Genomic DNA, 16,238 nt, shown 5'->3' with positions numbered 1-16,238 from the left:
TCATGTGCTCACGCTGATTCGAGAAGCGGCCTGAGGAACGGTCCAGTAACTGCTTTCGTTTCAGCTTGTAGCGGAACTCACGCGGAGAGGGATCATGTACAACGATTCTCTATTCAACGCTTTCGCTCGGTCGTTCGAGGCGAGAAGCCAGCACGACATGTCGATGGCGGAATATCTGGAATCGTGTCGAAGCGATCCCATGAAATACGCCAACGCGGCCGAACGACTTCTAGCAGCGATCGGTGACCCCCAGACGATTGACACGGCCAAGGACCCACGCCTTGGCCGTATTTTTTTGAACCGCACCATCCGCACCTATCCGGCCTTCGCCGGCTTCTACGGCATGGAAGAAACCATCGAGCGCATCGTCGGTTTCTTCCGCCATGCCGCGCAAGGCCTCGAAGAGCGCAAGCAGATTCTCTATCTGCTCGGACCGGTCGGCGGCGGCAAATCCTCGCTCGCCGAGCGGCTCAAGTCGCTGATGGAAGTGCACCCGATCTACGTGCTCAAGGCCGGCGATGAGCTCTCGCCGGTGTTCGAGAGCCCGCTCAGCCTGTTCGATCCGGATAACCTCGGACCGATGCTGGAAGAGAAGTACGGCATTCCGCGCCGGCGTCTCACCGGGCTGATGAGCCCGTGGTGCTACAAGCGGCTGGAGGCCTTCGGCGGCGACATCTCGCAATTCCGCGTCGCCAAGATTCAGCCGTCGCGGCTGCGCCAGATCGCCGTCTCCAAGACCGAGCCCGGTGACGAGAACAACCAGGACATCTCCTCGCTGGTCGGCAAGGTCGACATCCGCAAGCTCGAGACCTACGCGCAGAACGATCCCGACGCCTACAGCTATTCCGGCGGCCTCAACCGCGCCAACCAGGGCGTGCTCGAGTTCGTCGAGATGTTCAAGGCGCCGATCAAGATGCTGCATCCGCTGCTGACGGCGACGCAGGAAGGCAACTACATCGGCACCGAGAACATCGGTGCGATCCCGTTCACGGGCGTGATCCTGGCGCACTCCAACGAAGCGGAGTGGGCGAGCTTCAAGTCCAACAAGAACAACGAGGCCTTCATCGACCGCATCTGCGTGATCAAGGTGCCGTACTGCCTGCGCATCACGGAAGAGCAGAAGATCTACGAGAAGCTGATCCAGGGCTCCGAGCTCGCGTCCGCGCCGTGCGCGCCCTCGACGCTGGAGACGCTGGCGCGGTTCTCGGTGATGTCGCGCCTGCGCAAGCACGAGAACTCCACGGTGTTCGCCAAGATGCGGGTTTACGACGGCGAGAGCCTGAAGGAATCCGATCCCAAGGCGCGCAGCGTGCAGGAGTATCGCGATGCCGCCGGCGTCGACGAAGGCATGGACGGCGTCTCCACGCGCTTTGCCTTCAAGATCCTGGCCGCCACCTTCAACCACGATCCGCAGGAGGTCGCCGCCGACGCCGTGCACCTGATGTACGCGCTGGAGCAGTCGATCCGGCGCGAGCAGCTGCCCGAGGAGGTCGAGAAGCGCTATCTCGAGTTCATCAAGGCGGATCTGGCGCCGCGCTACGCCGAGTTCATCGGTAACGAGATCCAGAAGGCCTATCTCGAATCCTACTCGGATTACGGCCAGAACCTGTTCGACCGCTACGTCGACTATGCCGATGCATGGATCGAGGACCAGGACTTCAAGGATCCCGATACGGGGCAGCTGCTGGATCGCGAATTATTGAACCAGGAACTGACGAAAATCGAGAAGCCGGCCGGCATCGCCAACCCCAAGGACTTCCGCAACGAGGTCGTCAAATTCTCGTTACGGTCGCGGGCCCAGAACGGCGGCAAGAATCCGACCTGGACCTCCTACGAGAAGATTCGCGACGTGATCGAAAAGCGGATATTCTCCCAGGTCGAGGACCTGCTTCCGGTCATCTCCTTCGGGTCGAAGAAGGACGGCGAGACGGAGAAGAAGCACGGTGAGTTCGTCGCACGCATGGTGGAGCGCGGCTACACCGAGCGTCAGGTTCGCCGGCTCGTCGAATGGTACATGCGTGTGAAGCAGGCCGGTTGAGGCGGATGGAAAAGTGCCCATTCACATTATTGACAGGCGCCTGAATCCAGGCGGCAAGAGTCTTGAGAACCGCCAGCGGTTCTTGCGTCGGGCCAAATCCCTGGTGCAGGGCGCCGTCAAGAAGACCTCGCAGGAACGCGACATCAAGGACGTCCTGGAGGGTGGTGAGGTCACGATACCGCTCGACGGCATGCACGAGCCGCGGTTCCGCCGTGAAGGCGGAACGCGCGACATGGTGCTGCCCGGGAACAAGAAGTTCATCGAGGGCGATTATCTCCAGCGCTCCGGCCAGGGCAGCGCCAAGGATTCCGGTCCCGGTGAAGGCGACAGCGAGGACGCTTTCCGCTTCGTCCTCTCCCGTGACGAATTCGTCGATCTCTTCCTCGACGACCTCGAGCTGCCGGATCTTGCCAAGCGCAAGATCGCGCAGACCGAGAGCGAGGGCATTCAGCGCGCCGGCTACACCACGTCGGGTTCGCCCGCCAACATCTCGGTGAGCCGGACGGTGAAGCTCGCGCTGGCGCGCCGGATCGCGCTCAAGCGTCCCCGCAAGGAGGAGATCGAGGAGCTCGAGGCCGCGATCGCCGCCTGCACCGACGAGGACGAGCGGACCGAGCTTCTTGCCCAGCTCGAGGCGCTGAAGGCCAAGTCGAAGCGCATTCCCTTCATCGATCCGCTCGACATCCGCTACCGCCGCTTCGAGACGGTGCCCAAGCCCGTCGCGCAGGCCGTGATGTTCTGCCTGATGGACGTTTCCGGCTCGATGTCCGAGCACATGAAGGACCTCGCAAAGCGCTTCTACATGCTGCTCTACGTGTTCCTGAAGCGGCGCTACAAGCATGTCGAGATCGTCTTCATCCGACACACCGACCGCGCCGAGGAGGTCGACGAGCAGACCTTCTTCTACGGCCCGGCTTCCGGCGGCACGCTGGTCTCCAGCGCGCTGCAGGCAATGCACGAGATCGTGCGCGAGCGCTTCAATCCGTCGGATTGGAATATCTACGCCGCTCAAGCCTCCGACGGCGACAATTCCTATTCCGACGGCGAGCTCACCGGGCTGCTGCTGACCGAGAAGATCCTGCCGGTCTGCCAGTTCTTCGCCTATCTCGAGGTTGGGGAATCCGGCGGCAGCGCCTTCGATCTCTCCGACTCTTCGCTCTGGACCCTCTACGAGCGCCTGCGCAACAGCGGCGCACCGCTCTCGATGCGCAAGGTCTCCGAGCGCAGCGAGATCTTCCCGGTGTTCCACGACCTGTTCCAGCGCCGCGAAACTGCTCAGGAGAAAGCCGCTCCATGACGGGACGTTTGTTCGAAGGCGCCGATTGGGATTTCCACACCTTGCAGCGCATTACCGATGCCTGCGAGGAGGTGGCGCTGAAGGATCTCGGCCTCGACGTCTATCCGAACCAGATCGAGGTCATCACCGCCGAACAGATGCTGGATGCCTACTCGTCCGTCGGCATGCCGCTGTTCTACAAGCACTGGTCGTTCGGCAAGCAATTCGCCTATCACGAGGCGTCCTATCGCAAGGGTCTGATGGGCCTCGCCTATGAGATCGTGATCAACTCCTCGCCCTGTATCTCCTACCTGATGGAGGAGAACACGGCGACGATGCAGACCCTGGTGATCGCGCACGCCGCCTTCGGCCACAACCATTTCTTCAAGAACAACTATCTGTTCAAGCAGTGGACCGATGCCGAGGGCATCCTCGACTATCTCGACTTCGCCAAGAACTACGTCATGCAGTGCGAGGAGCGCTACGGCCGCATCGAGGTCGAGCGCACCCTCGACGCTGCGCACGCCCTGATGTCGCACGGCATCGATCGCTATCCCGGCAAGAAGACGCTCGACCTGCGCGCCGAGGAGAAGCGGGCAGGGCGCCGCCGCCAGCACGAGGAGGAGGTCTTCAACGATCTCTGGCGCACCGTCCCGGCCGGCAAGAGCAAGACCAGGTCAGCGCTCAGCATCGAGCGCCGCCGCAAGCTGCTCGGCCTGCCGCAGGAGAACCTGCTTTACTTCCTGGAGAAGAGCGCGCCGCGGCTGGCGCCCTGGCAGCGCGAACTGTTGCGCATCGTCCGCCACATCGCGCAGTATTTCTATCCGCAGAGCCAGACCAAGGTGATGAACGAGGGGACGGCGACCTACGTCCACTATCGCATCATGACCGCGCTGCACCAGCAGGGCCGCATCACCGACGGCAACTTCCTCGAATTCCTGGGTTCGCACACCAACGTGGTGTTCCAGCCCGAATTCGACGATCCACGCTTCTCGGGCTTCAATCCCTATGCGCTCGGCTTCGCCGTGATGCAGGACATCGAGCGCATCGTCACCAATCCAGAAGACGAGGACCGCGAATGGTTCCCCGACATCGCCGGCAAGAACGACGTGATGGGCGTGCTGCGCGACGTCTGGGCCAACTACCGCGATGAAAGCTTCATCGCGCAATTCTTGAGTCCCAGATTGATGCGGCACTTCCGCATGTTCCACCTGCACGACGATCCCGAAGAGCGCGCCGGCATCCGGGTCGATGCAATCCACGACGATCGCGGTTTCCGCCGGGTGCGGCGCGAGCTGGCGCGGCAGCACGATGTCGGCTACATCGACGCCAATATCGAGGTGGTCGACGTCGATCTCTCCGGCGACCGCCGGCTGATCCTGCATCACCACGTCATCAAGGGCTCGCAGCTCAACGAGACCGACGCCAAGCGCGTGCTGCAGCACCTCGCCGATCTCTGGACCTACGACGTCTCGCTGATCGAGGTCGACGCCAACGACAAGGTGTTGCGAGAGTACGTCGTGAGCCCGCGCCCGATCCCGGCGGCGGTGGCCTGAGGCTGGCAAGACCGGGCTCCGACGGAATTGAGAGAGGCCGAGCGCCAGCTCACTCCGTCACCCCTGAGGTGCGCGTTCAGCGGTGCTTCGCACCGCTCGCTTCACACCTCACGATGACGGAGATGCTCTGTCATTGCGGGGGCAGCGAAATAGCTTCGCTCGCGCGCTTCTACGCCGACCGCTTCTTCGCAGGTTTCTTCTTCGCCGCATTCAGCTCCACCGCCGCGCGGATCAGGGCCTTCAACGCCTTTTCGTTGATCTTCTCGCCCTGGCGAATATCGATCGCGCGCCGCACATTGCCGTCGAGGCTGGAATTGAACAGGCCCGCGGGATCCGCCAGCGCCGCGCCCTTGGCGAAGGTCAGCTTCACCACCTCCTTGTAGGTCTCGCCGGTGCAGATGATGCCGTCGCGCTCCCACACGGGAACGCCGCGCCACTTCCATTCCTCGACGACCTCGGGCTCGGCCTCCTTGATGAGGCCGCGGACCCGCGCCAGCATCTCGCCGCGCCAGTCGCCGAGCTCCCTGATCCTGCCGTCGATCAGCTTTGCGGGCGAAGCTGCATCATTCGCCTTCGCACTGCTGGTCTTCGCCACCACCGCCTTCTTCATGACCGCGCCTCCCTGCGCGCGCCGCTGCGGCCGAGATAGGGCAGCGCGAACAGATAGAGCCCCGTCGCGAGCAGCGGGATCAGCGGCACGAGCGCCAGGAAGCCGATCCAGGCGGCATCGAGCTGCATGGTCATCGCGACGATGTTCGCGATGACGGCGAGGGTGAAGGCGATGGACAGCCAGCGATGGGTTTGTCGAATCCACATGTTTTAGCGACTCCTCTGCGATGATCGAAAACGGCTTGCGCTCAATCCGGCCGCGCCAGCAGCTCGTCGAGCCTGGTGAAGAACTGCTTCCAGCCGGCATGCGCGCCGCCAAAGGCCTGCTTCTGGGTGGGGCTGAAGCCCGCCTGCTCGACGCGTAGGTGCGTGCCCGCGCCGGTCGGCGTCAGCGTGAAGGTCACGATGCTTTTCAGGTCGAAGGCGGCGTCCTCGTGCGAGAAATTCCAGGTGTAGGCGAGGCTCTTCTGCGGCTCGAGGGTCAGCACCTCGCAGTCGAGCACGCCGCCCCATTCGCCGCGCAGGTTGAAGCGATGACCGACCTCGGGCTTGAAGTCGTTCTTCATCAGCCATTCCTCGATCAGATGTGGCTGCGTCAGCGCGCGCCACAGCCGCTCGGCCGGAAACGCAAATTCGCGCTCGACGACGACGGAGCGGGTTTCGGTCGCAGGTTCGGTCATTGGTCCATCCTCTTCAGGAGATCGTCGAGCGCGTCGAGCTGGTTCTGCCAGAAGCCGGCCATCTGGCTGGTCCAGTCGACCAGCGGATTGAGCGCGCCGGGTTGCGCGCTGTAGTGGGTCTGCCGTCCCTCGTGACGATCGCGCACCAGGCCCGCCTGCTTCAGCGCACCCAGATGTTTCGAGACCGCCGGCTGGGAAACGCCGGATCGCGCCGTCAGTGCCCCGACCGTCTGCTCGCCCTCACGGCACAGCCGCTCGAAGATCGCCCGCCGGGTCGGGTCGGCGAGGGTCCTGAACAGGAGGTCGTGGGCGGCGGACATGTGAGATCCATAACTCGTAGGTTATGGATTAATTCATAACCGTAGGGTTATGGATAAGTCAAGTGGGATGTGGGAATGAGTTGAGAAGGAGGCGCCACGGGCTCCTCTTACCTCTCCCGCTTGCGGGAGAGGTCGGCGCGTCCCGGGCGATGCGAAGCATCGTCCCGCGCGCCGGGTGAGGGTTCTTTCCTCTGGGGGATTGTCCCGTTGAGGAGAAACCCTCTCCCCAACCCTCCCCCGCGAGCGGGGGAGGGAGCGCACCTTTGTCGTGGCAACTGCAACGCCCTCACGGCCGCAGATACAGATACCCCTGCGACTGCAGCTCGGCCAACCTGACCACGCCGCCTTTCTCCGCGCTGACGAAGCCGGGCAACAGGTCCGTCAGCGTGACGTTCTGCGCCTTCATCGTGTTGCCGCAGGCGGCGAGCTCGACACCGTCCTTGGAGAAGTCACCGATGCGCTTGCTGATGTCGGGGTTGGCCTGCGCCCAGTGAAACGCCTTCAGCGCCGGCCCGTGGATCACGAGCGCGATCGTGACGTGGTCGGGTCCGCCGACGCCGTCGATGTGGTTCTGGATGTTGCCGAGGACGAAATTGACCTTCTCGGCGTCGCTGAGGTGATAGACGACTTTCAGCTTGTTCGATGGCGGGGCCTCGGTCGCAGCTTTCGCGCTGGAGGCGCCAAACGCAGCTCCAAGCGCCGAAACGGCGCTCCACAGGATGTTCCGGCGATTCATGGCGATTTCCTTCGATGAGGCCTGAATTCGCGGGAGACATATCACTTGTGGCGGAGCGCTGCGAGTTCCTTGCGGTCGGTCACGAGCGACGCGCATTCGCTGGTGTCGGTGCGGTCGAGCCGGAAAATCTTGTCGTCGGCGCCGGCGACCAGCGCATGCTCGGCCTCGTCGTCCGGCTTGTTGTTTTGCCAGACCCGGATCTGCACCAGGCGGATGATCGCCGACTTGTTGTCCTTGGACAGTCCCACCTCGATGCCGCCTCCCTCGCAATCGACGCCGCAGCCCATGCGAACTTCGTCGCCGTCACTGAGCAGCACCGCGTGACTGCCGCACGAGCCGCTGGAGTCGAAATCGCCGGAGCGGTGGCGATAGCGGAAGCCGAGGCGGAAGGAATTGTGCAGCTGCTTGTCTTCCTTGTCGGTCTCCGCCGAGATCAGCAGCTTCATGGAGGCCACCTTCTGCTTGGGATGGCGCGCCAGGTGCTCGGCGTCGTAGCGGCGGACGAAGCAGGCATAGGCTTTGTCGCCGGGGGCCCCCGCATAGACCCGGGCCGTGAAGGCGTCGGCCTCGGCCTTCGTGGTCTCCCGGACCTGGTCCTCGTCGGCGTGGGCGAAACCGGCGAAGGCGGCAACAGCGAACGGCAGGAGAAGGGCAAGCTTCATGATCTCACCGGGCGTGTGAACCATCGTTAACCCGCAACGGGCAGGCGGGGCGGACTTGGCTTTAGTCGCAGGCGGCGAGGGGCGCGTTCAAGCGCGCCGGCCTGCGCCCCTTGCGGGCAGTCCCACGCAAGGTTCCCGCCTTAATAATTTAGAAGGAGGGGCGTTGGTAAACCCCTGGTTGTTGCAGATGACTGGTGGCGGTCAAAATGTCCGTAAGTCAGAACTTGCCCAACCTTGCATTCGGCTATTCCGTGCCGCGGCTGCTGAAGATGCTGGCCGCCGGCCTCTTCCTCACGCTGCTGTTCGCCGCGATCGCATTCAACTGGCTGAACATCAAGACTCTCACCGCGTTCCAGATCACGGCCAGCTATGTCGGTCTCGCGGTGTGCGGCTTTGCCACGCTCAGGGTGCTCTGGCGGCTGGTCTCGAGCAGGCAGCCGGTTCTCTTCATCACCCGCGTCGGCCTTCGCGACACCCGCATCGCCGATGACACGATTTCCTGGAAATCCGTGCGCGACATATCGGATTGGCGCTATCGCAGCCAGATCATCGTGGTGCTCAAGCTCGATCCGCTCGTCGCCGACCGCTTCGAGGTAGGTCTTCTCAAGCGCATCATATCGATGATGAATAACGCGGTCGGTGCCGAGGGTGTGCTCGTCAATCCCGGCGGCCTGACCATCGACGGCGAAACGCTGCTCGAGACCTGCAAGCAATACTGGAAGGCCGGCCGTCTCGCATCGACGCCCCGTCCCGCGGCGCAGCCCGAGCCCGTCCACTAGTCCAGGCCGCAACCGCGGCGGACCACGCGGCTTTCACGAGACACTGCGTCCCGGCAGTCGCCGCACGCGTGACGCGTTCGACGCGCATACGCGCACGGCAGAGCGCTGTGGCGTGGTTCCATGTGCGGCCTTAGTCGAACCTCAACCCGGGAAGGTTCAATCGGTGTGTCCCCTCGCTTTTTGGGAACCCGATGCTGCCAGCCATTCGACATTGTTCCAGTTCGTCGATGTGATAGCCTTCACAGGCGATTGCGTTTGGCAGTCGTAGAGTGGGGCCGCCTCTTTGTAGTGTGTGGAGTCCCCCCGCAATGGGCGAAATTCGCAACTTCAGATCCGGAAATCAGGATGGGCCGCCGCCACACGGCTCCATGCCTCGTCGTCTCGCGGCGATCATTGTCGGCGACATCGTATCCTACAGTCGCTTGATGCAAGCCGACGAGGAGGGGACGCATGCCCGCGTCAAGCGGATCGAGCGGGATCTCATCGAGCCCAGTATCCTCGAGCATCATGGGAGCCTGGTGAAAACGACGGGCGACGGTTTCATCGCCATCTTCGACAGTCCCGTCGAGGCTGTTCGATGCAGCATCGTCATTCAGCAGAATCTCGTCGGCCGCAATGCCGGGCTCCCGAAGCATTCCCGGATCGAATACCGGATTGGCGTCAATCTCGGCGACGTCATCGTCGAGCCGGACGATGTCTATGGCGACGGCGTCAATATCGCCACCCGCATCGAAGGCATTGCCGAGCCCGGCCAGGTCTTCATCTCAGGGGCAATCTACGAGCAGATCAAGCACAAGGTCGTATGCGGCTACGAGTCGCTCGGCGATCGCAAGGTCAAGAACATCACGGATCCCGTACGCGTCTATCGCGTGCTGCCGGATGCGGATGCCGTCATCGGGACGCGAGGCCGGCGCGAGACGATCCTGATCTTTCTTCTGGCTATCACGCTGCTGGTCATCGCCAGTGGCGCGCTGTGGTACTTGCTGGCACCGGGGAGATTGGGCCAACACGCCGCCGCGCCGATCGTCGCTCCGGCTCCAACGCCGAGCCCGCAGCCTCCGCCGCGCGAAGCGGCGGCGCAGACGCCGTCACCATCGCCCTCACTGGCTTCCGCCCCGCCATCGCCGACGCCCAGCCCATCGGCGGCGCCGCCTCGCGAACCGGAGATGATCGCCGTTCGTGGCGGTAGTTTCGCCATGGGAAGCAATGATGATCCGACGGAACGCCCGGTCCACCAGGTCGCGATCAAGCCGTTCTCGATCGGCAAATATCCGGTGACCGTGCAGGAGTGGAACGAGTGCGCCGCCGCGAAGGCGTGCTCCTTCACGGCGACCGGCAAGGACGATGCGCCGATCAGCAATGTGAGCTGGACCGATGCGCAGCAATATGTGGCCTATCTCTCCCAGGCGACGAAGAAGCCGTACAGGCTTCCGAGCGAAGCCGAATGGGAGTATGCGGCGCGCGGCGGAACGCAGAGCAAGTATTGGTGGGGTGACAAGCTCCAGCCGGGCATGGCCGGCTGCAAGGATTGCGGCAACCCCGCCAGCGAACAGCCGGCGAAGGTTGGCAGCTTCAAGCCAAACCCGTTCGGACTGTACGACATGGGCGGCGCGATCGACCAGTGGGTCGAGGATTGCTGGCACAAGAGCTATCAGGACGCGCCCGGCGACGGCTCGGCATGGAGCGGCGGTGACTGCTCCTCGCACGTCCTCCGCTCGGGCTCCTGGAAGAACGATTCGCGATATGTGCGGCCGTCCAACCGCGATGGTTACGACACCAATGTCCGTTACCCCACGCATGGATTCCGCGTCGCGCTCAGTCCTTAAGCTCTGGAGTGGATTTGATGAAGATCATTTTTCTGGCCGCATTGGCGGCGGCGATCGCATTGCCTCCGGGCGCAGCCTACGCGCAGGGCAAGACCGCGCCCAAGGACGCCAAGGTCTATTTCATCAGCCCGCGCGACGGGCAGAAGCTTCGCGGTCCATTCTGGGTCCGGTTCGGTTTGCGCAACATGGGCGTAACGCATGCCGGCGATGACTACCAGAACGCCGGGCATCATCATCTTCTGGTCGACGTCAACGATCCCATCGATTCCAAGGAGCCTATCCCGCAGGACAAGTCGCACCTGCATTTCGGTGCAGGGCAGACCGAAACCATGCTCGAGCTTGCGCCGGGCACGCACACCCTCCAGCTGGTGCTTGGCGACGCCAAGCACTATCCGTTCGAGCCGCCCATCGTGTCCGAGAAGATCACCATCCGTGTCAGGCAGCCCGCTTCAGCGCGCTAGCCGATCTGAACGAATCGATATTGGCTTCGGTATATACGAACCATCTCCGGCGTCATTGCGAGGAGCTCTTGCGACGAAGCAATCCAGAATCCGTCAACGGAAAGATTCTGGATTGCTTCGCTGCGCTCGCAATGACGAGAGTGGTCGCTCACCGCAGGCTGGCGTTGATCTTGTCCAGCACCGTCGAGCCCGGGCACAGCGTGTCCGCTTCCAGCGTATTGAGCGGGGTCTCGACCGTGTTGAGGTGCTCGTGCAAATCTTCCGCGTCGGGATCGACATACAGGAGGCCGGTGACGATCTGGCCCTTGGCGGCGTGCTTTGCCAGGAAGGTTTGTGCCCCCAGCCGGTCATGCGGATCGTAGTCGGCGTCGATCTTGCGCAGCGCGATCTTGCTGCCGTCATGCTGCTCGACCATTTGCACCGTGCCCGGCGCGTAGTCCACCGCAATGGGGTCGCGGCCGACCAGCACATCGAGCCGGTTCACGGCATCGTTGTGCTCGCGGACATAGTCGAAGCTCTTGGTCGAGCCGGCGTGATTGTTGAAGGCGATGCAGGGGCTGATGACGTCGATGAAGGACGCGCCCTTGTGGCGGATCGCGGCCGCGATCAGCGGCACCAGCTGGGTCTTGTCGCCGGAGAACGACCGCGCCACGAAGGTGGCGCCAAGCTGCAGCGCGATCGCGACGAGGTCGATGGCGTTGTCGGTGTTGGTGACGCCCTTCTTGCTCTTCGAGCCGCGGTCGGCGGTCGCCGAGAACTGGCCCTTGGTCAGGCCGTAGACGCCGTTGTTCTCGACGATATAGGTCATGTTGACGCCGCGCCGGATCGAATGCGCGAACTGGCCGAAGCCGATCGAGGCGGAATCGCCGTCGCCGGAAACGCCGAGATAGATCAGGTCGCGGTTGGCGAGGTTGGCGCCGGTCAGCACGCTGGGCATGCGGCCGTGCACGGAGTTGAAGCCGTGCGAATTGCCGAGGAAGTAGTCCGGCGTCTTGGACGAGCAGCCGATGCCGGAAATCTTCGCCACCCGGTGCGGCTCGATCGAGAGCTCGTAGCAGGCCTCGATGATCGAGGCCGTGATCGAGTCGTGACCGCAGCCGGCGCACAGCGTCGAAATTTTTCCTTCGTAATCGCGATGCGTGTAGCCGAGGTCGTTCTTCTTCAGCCCGGGATGATGAAACTTTGGCTTTGCGATGTAGGTCATGACCGTTTCTCTCTGCTCCCTCTCCTCGCGGTGTCCTCTCGCGAAGAGAACGATGGAATAGTCCTCCGCGGCATCCACATCGTCATTGCGAGGAGCCCTTGCGACGAAGCAATCCAGACTGCCTCCGCGGCAACACTCTGGATTGCTTCGCTGCGCTCGCAATGACGATGTGGATGCAGTTTGCCATCATGACACGGCCTTGCGGAGCGGGGTCACCTTGAGGTGATCCTGGTGGTCGCCAATGGCTTTAGCGATGAAGCGGGCGGTGATCGGGGTGCCGTCATAATGCACGATCGGCACGAGGCGAACGGGATCGATGCCGTTCTCGTTGACGATGAGCTGGCGGAGCTGGGCGTCGCGATTCTGCTCGACCACGTAGACGAAGTCGTGCTCGGCGAGGAAGCTCGCGACGCTGGAGTGGAACGGGAAGGCGCGGATGCGCAGGCGGTCGAGCTGATGCCCGCGCGCCTCCAACAGGCCGATCGCCTCGTCCATCGCCGGCGAGGTCGAGCCGAAATAGATCACGCCGTACTTGGTCGGCCGTTCCGCATTGGCCTGCAGCGGCCGCGGCACCAGGTCCTGCGCGGTCTCGAACTTGCGCACCAGCCGCTGCATGTTGTCGGCATAGACCGAGCCTTCCTCGGAATAGCGCGCATAGCGGTCACGCGACGTGCCGCGGGTGAAGTAGGAGCCCTTGGTCGGATGCGTGCCCGGATAGGTGCGGTAGGGGATGCCGTCGCCGTCGACGTCGAGATAGCGGCCGAAATCGCGGCCTTCTTCCAGCATCTCCGTGGTCATCACCTTGCCGCGGTCGTATTGCCGGGCGTCGTCCCACTTCAGCGGGCGGCAGAGCCGGTGGTTCATGCCGATGTCGAGGTCGAGCATCAGGAAGATCGTGGTCTGCAGCCGCTCGGCGAGATCGAAGGCGGCCGCCGCGAACTCGAACGCCTCGGCCGGATCTTCCGGGAACAGCAGCACATGCTTGGTGTCGCCGTGCGAGGCATAGGCGCAGGCGATGATGTCGCATTGCTGGGTGCGCGTCGGCATGCCCGTCGAGGGGCCGGCGCGCTGGATGTTCATGATGACGGCCGGAATCTCCGCGAAGTAGGAGAGGCCAATGAACTCCGTCATCAGCGAGATGCCGGGGCCGGAGGTCGCGGTGAAGGCGCGGGCGCCGTTCCAGGACGCGCCGATGACGATGCCGATCGAAGCCAGCTCGTCCTCGCCCTGCACGATCGCGTATTTCGCCTTGCCGGTCTCAGGATCGTGCCGGAACTTCTTGCAGTGGGCGGTGAAGGCTTCCGCCACCGACGAGGACGGCGTGATCGGATACCACGCGCACACCGTTGCGCCGCCATAGACGGCGCCGAGCGCTGCCGCGCTGTTGCCCTCGATGAAGATGCGGTCGCCGACCTTGTCGGACTTCTTCACCCTGAGCCCGATCGGGCATTTCAGGTTCTGCAGTGCCCAGTCGCGGCCGAGATGCAGCGCATGGACGTTGGAGGAGAGCAGTTTCTCCTTGCCCTTGTACTGCTCGCCGATCAGCTGCTCGATCAGCTTCGGGTCCATGTCGAGCAGCGCCGAGAGCGCGCCGAGATAGATGATGTTCTTGAACAGCTGGCGCTGGCGCGGATCGGTGTAGGTCGAGTTGGTGATCGCGGTCAGCGGCACGCCGATGACGGTGATGTCGTCGCGGAACTTGGTCGACGGCATCGGCTTGGTGGAATCGTAGAACAGATAGCCGCCGGGCTCGATACCGGCGACGTCCTTGTCCCAGGTCTGCGGATTCATCGCCACCATCATGTCGACGCCGCCGCGGGCGCCGAGATGGCCGTCTTCCGTCACCCGCACCTCGTACCAGGTCGGCAGGCCCTGGATGTTGGAGGGGAAGATGTTGCGCGGGGACACCGGGACGCCGTGGCGCAGGATCGCACGCGCGAACATCTCGTTGGCGCTGGCCGAACCCGAGCCGTTGACGTTGGCGAAGCGGACGACGAAGTCGTTTACGCTGCTGAGCGGCTTTTTGTCGGACATGTCGAACCTGCGTGAGTCATCTCGATGAAATATTTCTGCATGTCCCAGGCTCCGGTGGGACAACGTTCGGCGCACAGCCCGCAATGCAGGCAGACATCCTCGTCCTTGACCATCACGCGCCCGGTCTTGAGGTCGGAGGACACGTAGAGGTCCTGGTCCGGATGCGGAGAGGGCGCCTTCAGACGCTGGCGCAGATCGTCTTCCTCACCATTGCCGGTGAAGGTGATGCAATCCATCGGACAGATGTCGGCGCAGGCGTCGCACTCGATGCAGAGCGAGGTCGAGAACACGGTCTGGACGTCGCAGTTCAGGCAGCGCTCGGCCTCGCCCAGCGCCAGCTTGACGTCGTAGCCCAGCTCGACCTCGGCGCGGATGTCCTTCAGCGCGATCACCTTGTCGCGATGCGGCACCTTGAAGCGCTTGTCGTTCGAGATGTCGTTGTCATAGCTCCATTCGTGGATGCCCATCTTCTGCGAGGAGACGTGGACGTCCGGCAATGGCCGTTCGCTGATGTCTTCGCCCGAAAGCATCTTGTGGATCGACAGCGCGGCGTCATGGCCGTGCGCGACCGCCCAGATGATGTTCTTCGGCCCGAAGGCGGCGTCGCCGCCGAAGAACACCTTGGGGTTGGTCGAGGCGAAGGTCGCGGGATCGACCTTGGGCATATGCCATTTGTCGAACTCGATGCCGCAATCCTGCTCGATCCAGGGGAAGGCGTTCTCCTGGCCGACCGCGACCAGCACGTCGTCGCAGGGAATCGTCTGATCGGGATCGCCCGAAGGCACCAGATTTCGGCGGCCTTTTGCGTCGAATTCCGCTTTGACGTGCTGGAAAGTGACGCCGATGAGCTTGCCGGCGACGTGCTTGAATGCCACCGGCACCATGTAGTTGAGGATCGGGATATCCTCGTGGATCGCGTCTTCCTTCTCCCAGGGCGAGGCCTTCATCTCCTCGAAGCCGGAACGCACGATCACCGTGACTTTCTCGCCGCCGAGCCGGCGCGCGGTGCGGCAGCAATCCATCGCGGTGTTGCCGCCGCCGAGCACGATCACGCGCTTGCCGATCTTGTCGGTGTGGCCGAACGAGACATTGGCCAGCCATTCGATGCCGATATGGATGTTGGCGGCGGCTTCCTTGCGACCGGGGATATCGAGCTCGCGGCCGCGCGGCGCGCCGGAGCCGACGAAGATCGCGTCATACTTCTCCGCGAGCAGCGCCTTCATGCTCTCGATGCGGTGGCCGCCCTTGAAATCGACGCCGAGACCGAGGATGTAGCCGGTCTCCTCGTCGATGACGGAATTGGGCAGGCGGAATTTCGGGATCTGCGTGCGCATCATGCCGCCGGCTTCCGGATCGGCATCAAATACGGTGCAGTGATAGCCGAGCGGCGCGAGATCGCGCGCCACCGTCAGCGAGGCGGGGCCACCACCGACGAATGCGACGCGCTTGCCGTTCTTCGGCGCGGGTTTTGGCAGGCGCTGCTTGATGTCGTCCTTGAAGTCGGCGGCAACGCGCTTGAGGCGGCAGATCGCCACCGGCGTTTCCTCGACGCGTCCGCGCCGGCATGCCGGCTCGCATGGGCGATCGCAGGTGCGTCCCAGAATTCCGGGAAACACGTTCGATTTCCAGTTGATCATGTAGGCGTCGCTGTAGCGGCCTTGTGCGATCAGTCGGATGTATTCGGGAACCGGGGTGTGCGCAGGACAGGCCCATTGGCAATCGACTACTTTGTGAAAGTAGTCGGGGGCCGCGATATCGGTCGGTTTCATTCCTACCCTCGTCCGCGCAGGCTCAAAGACCCGGCGGCCTTTTCTTTGAGCTTGTCGACGCTTAACGCGCGGCGATCTGGTTTCTGAATGACGTCATTGGGTTAGCTTATTAGAACCGTTCCGAAGTACAACGGCAAATTTTCGCGATCACCGCCTTTCATGGGAGCTGCGCGCGCACAGCATTAACGGCCGCGCGCGAGCTGCGTGCGGTGCAATATATTGCGCCTGCGAATGAGTGCGGTGTTACTGTATCTCTGCGAAGCCCAGGTGCCGGATGATGCAATCCGA

General features: G+C 63.1%; 15 protein-coding genes. 6 read left to right on the top strand and 9 right to left on the bottom strand.

What is annotated here, in order from left to right; translation table 11 throughout:
• Positions 1 to 94: 94 nt before the first annotated feature.
• From JQ617_RS13340 to JQ617_RS13330, 3 genes are read left to right on the top strand one after another with little or no spacing between them, the layout of a single operon-like run.
• A complete protein-coding gene (locus JQ617_RS13340; RefSeq protein WP_063689700.1) occupies positions 95 to 2,038 on the top strand; it encodes a PrkA family serine protein kinase in 1,944 nt (647 codons plus the stop codon).
• Positions 2,039 to 2,057: 19 nt separating this feature from the next.
• Positions 2,058 to 3,335 carry a YeaH/YhbH family protein gene (locus JQ617_RS13335; protein WP_208608629.1) on the top strand — a complete coding sequence of 426 codons (1,278 nt, stop codon included), beginning with the start codon at positions 2,058 to 2,060 and terminating at the stop codon, positions 3,333 to 3,335.
• Positions 3,332 to 4,870, top strand: a complete 1,539-nt coding sequence (locus JQ617_RS13330; protein WP_063689696.1) for a SpoVR family protein — start codon at positions 3,332 to 3,334, stop codon at positions 4,868 to 4,870. The genes JQ617_RS13335 and JQ617_RS13330 overlap by 4 nt, the downstream gene beginning before the upstream one ends.
• A 169-nt stretch (positions 4,871 to 5,039) precedes the next feature.
• On the opposite strand, the gene JQ617_RS13325 is transcribed toward JQ617_RS13330, so the two are convergent.
• From JQ617_RS13325 to JQ617_RS13300, 6 genes are all read right to left on the bottom strand, one after another.
• Positions 5,040 to 5,480 carry a DUF1801 domain-containing protein gene (locus JQ617_RS13325; protein ID WP_212026685.1) on the bottom strand — a complete coding sequence of 147 codons (441 nt, stop codon included), beginning with the start codon at positions 5,478 to 5,480 and terminating at the stop codon, positions 5,040 to 5,042.
• The gene (locus JQ617_RS13320) at positions 5,477 to 5,686 is read right to left on the bottom strand and encodes a hypothetical protein (protein WP_212026684.1); all 210 of its coding nucleotides are present in this window, start codon (positions 5,684 to 5,686) and stop codon (positions 5,477 to 5,479) included. The genes JQ617_RS13325 and JQ617_RS13320 overlap by 4 nt, the downstream gene beginning before the upstream one ends.
• A gap of 41 nt (positions 5,687 to 5,727) precedes the next feature.
• Positions 5,728 to 6,159 carry an SRPBCC family protein gene (locus JQ617_RS13315; protein ID WP_212026683.1) on the bottom strand — a complete coding sequence of 144 codons (432 nt, stop codon included), beginning with the start codon at positions 6,157 to 6,159 and terminating at the stop codon, positions 5,728 to 5,730.
• The gene (locus JQ617_RS13310) at positions 6,156 to 6,479 is read right to left on the bottom strand and encodes an ArsR/SmtB family transcription factor (protein ID WP_212026682.1); all 324 of its coding nucleotides are present in this window, start codon (positions 6,477 to 6,479) and stop codon (positions 6,156 to 6,158) included. The genes JQ617_RS13315 and JQ617_RS13310 overlap by 4 nt, the downstream gene beginning before the upstream one ends.
• Before the next feature lie 286 nt (positions 6,480 to 6,765).
• A complete protein-coding gene (locus JQ617_RS13305) occupies positions 6,766 to 7,215 on the bottom strand; it encodes a DsrE family protein (RefSeq protein WP_212026681.1) in 450 nt (149 codons plus the stop codon).
• Between the two features lie 41 nt (positions 7,216 to 7,256).
• Positions 7,257 to 7,877, bottom strand: a complete 621-nt coding sequence (locus JQ617_RS13300; RefSeq protein WP_212026680.1) for a hypothetical protein — start codon at positions 7,875 to 7,877, stop codon at positions 7,257 to 7,259.
• 206 nt (positions 7,878 to 8,083) lie between these two features.
• On the opposite strand from JQ617_RS13300, the gene JQ617_RS13295 reads away from it, so the two are divergent.
• The 3 genes from JQ617_RS13295 to JQ617_RS13285 all read left to right on the top strand — a co-directional run bounded on the left by JQ617_RS13295 (position 8,084) and on the right by JQ617_RS13285 (position 10,943).
• Positions 8,084 to 8,656, top strand: coding sequence for an STM3941 family protein (locus JQ617_RS13295; protein ID WP_212026679.1), 573 nt, complete (start codon positions 8,084 to 8,086; stop codon positions 8,654 to 8,656).
• A gap of 308 nt (positions 8,657 to 8,964) precedes the next feature.
• Entirely contained in the window at positions 8,965 to 10,482 is a 1,518-nt protein-coding gene (locus JQ617_RS13290; RefSeq protein WP_212026678.1) for an SUMF1/EgtB/PvdO family nonheme iron enzyme, read from the top strand.
• Between the two features lie 17 nt (positions 10,483 to 10,499).
• The gene (locus JQ617_RS13285; RefSeq protein WP_212026677.1) at positions 10,500 to 10,943 is read left to right on the top strand and encodes a DUF4399 domain-containing protein; all 444 of its coding nucleotides are present in this window, start codon (positions 10,500 to 10,502) and stop codon (positions 10,941 to 10,943) included.
• 148 nt (positions 10,944 to 11,091) lie between these two features.
• Here the strand turns inward: JQ617_RS13285 and JQ617_RS13280 are convergent, their stop codons facing one another.
• The 3 genes from JQ617_RS13280 to JQ617_RS13270 form a co-directional block, all read right to left on the bottom strand.
• Positions 11,092 to 12,147 (bottom strand): 2-oxoacid:ferredoxin oxidoreductase subunit beta, encoded by a 1,056-nt coding sequence (locus tag JQ617_RS13280; RefSeq protein ID WP_063690756.1) that lies wholly within the window; start codon positions 12,145 to 12,147, stop codon positions 11,092 to 11,094.
• A gap of 186 nt (positions 12,148 to 12,333) precedes the next feature.
• Positions 12,334 to 14,181, bottom strand: coding sequence for a 2-oxoacid:acceptor oxidoreductase subunit alpha (locus tag JQ617_RS13275; protein WP_212026676.1), 1,848 nt, complete (start codon positions 14,179 to 14,181; stop codon positions 12,334 to 12,336).
• Positions 14,151 to 15,950 carry an FAD-dependent oxidoreductase gene (locus tag JQ617_RS13270; protein ID WP_212026675.1) on the bottom strand — a complete coding sequence of 600 codons (1,800 nt, stop codon included), beginning with the start codon at positions 15,948 to 15,950 and terminating at the stop codon, positions 14,151 to 14,153. The genes JQ617_RS13275 and JQ617_RS13270 overlap by 31 nt, the downstream gene beginning before the upstream one ends.
• Positions 15,951 to 16,238 lie beyond the last annotated feature (288 nt).

The sequence above is a fragment of the Bradyrhizobium sp. KB893862 SZCCT0404 genome (assembly GCF_018130885.1).
Taxonomy (GTDB): domain Bacteria; phylum Pseudomonadota; class Alphaproteobacteria; order Rhizobiales; family Xanthobacteraceae; genus Bradyrhizobium; species Bradyrhizobium stylosanthis.
This window is presented reverse-complemented; position numbering and strand designations above follow the sequence as displayed.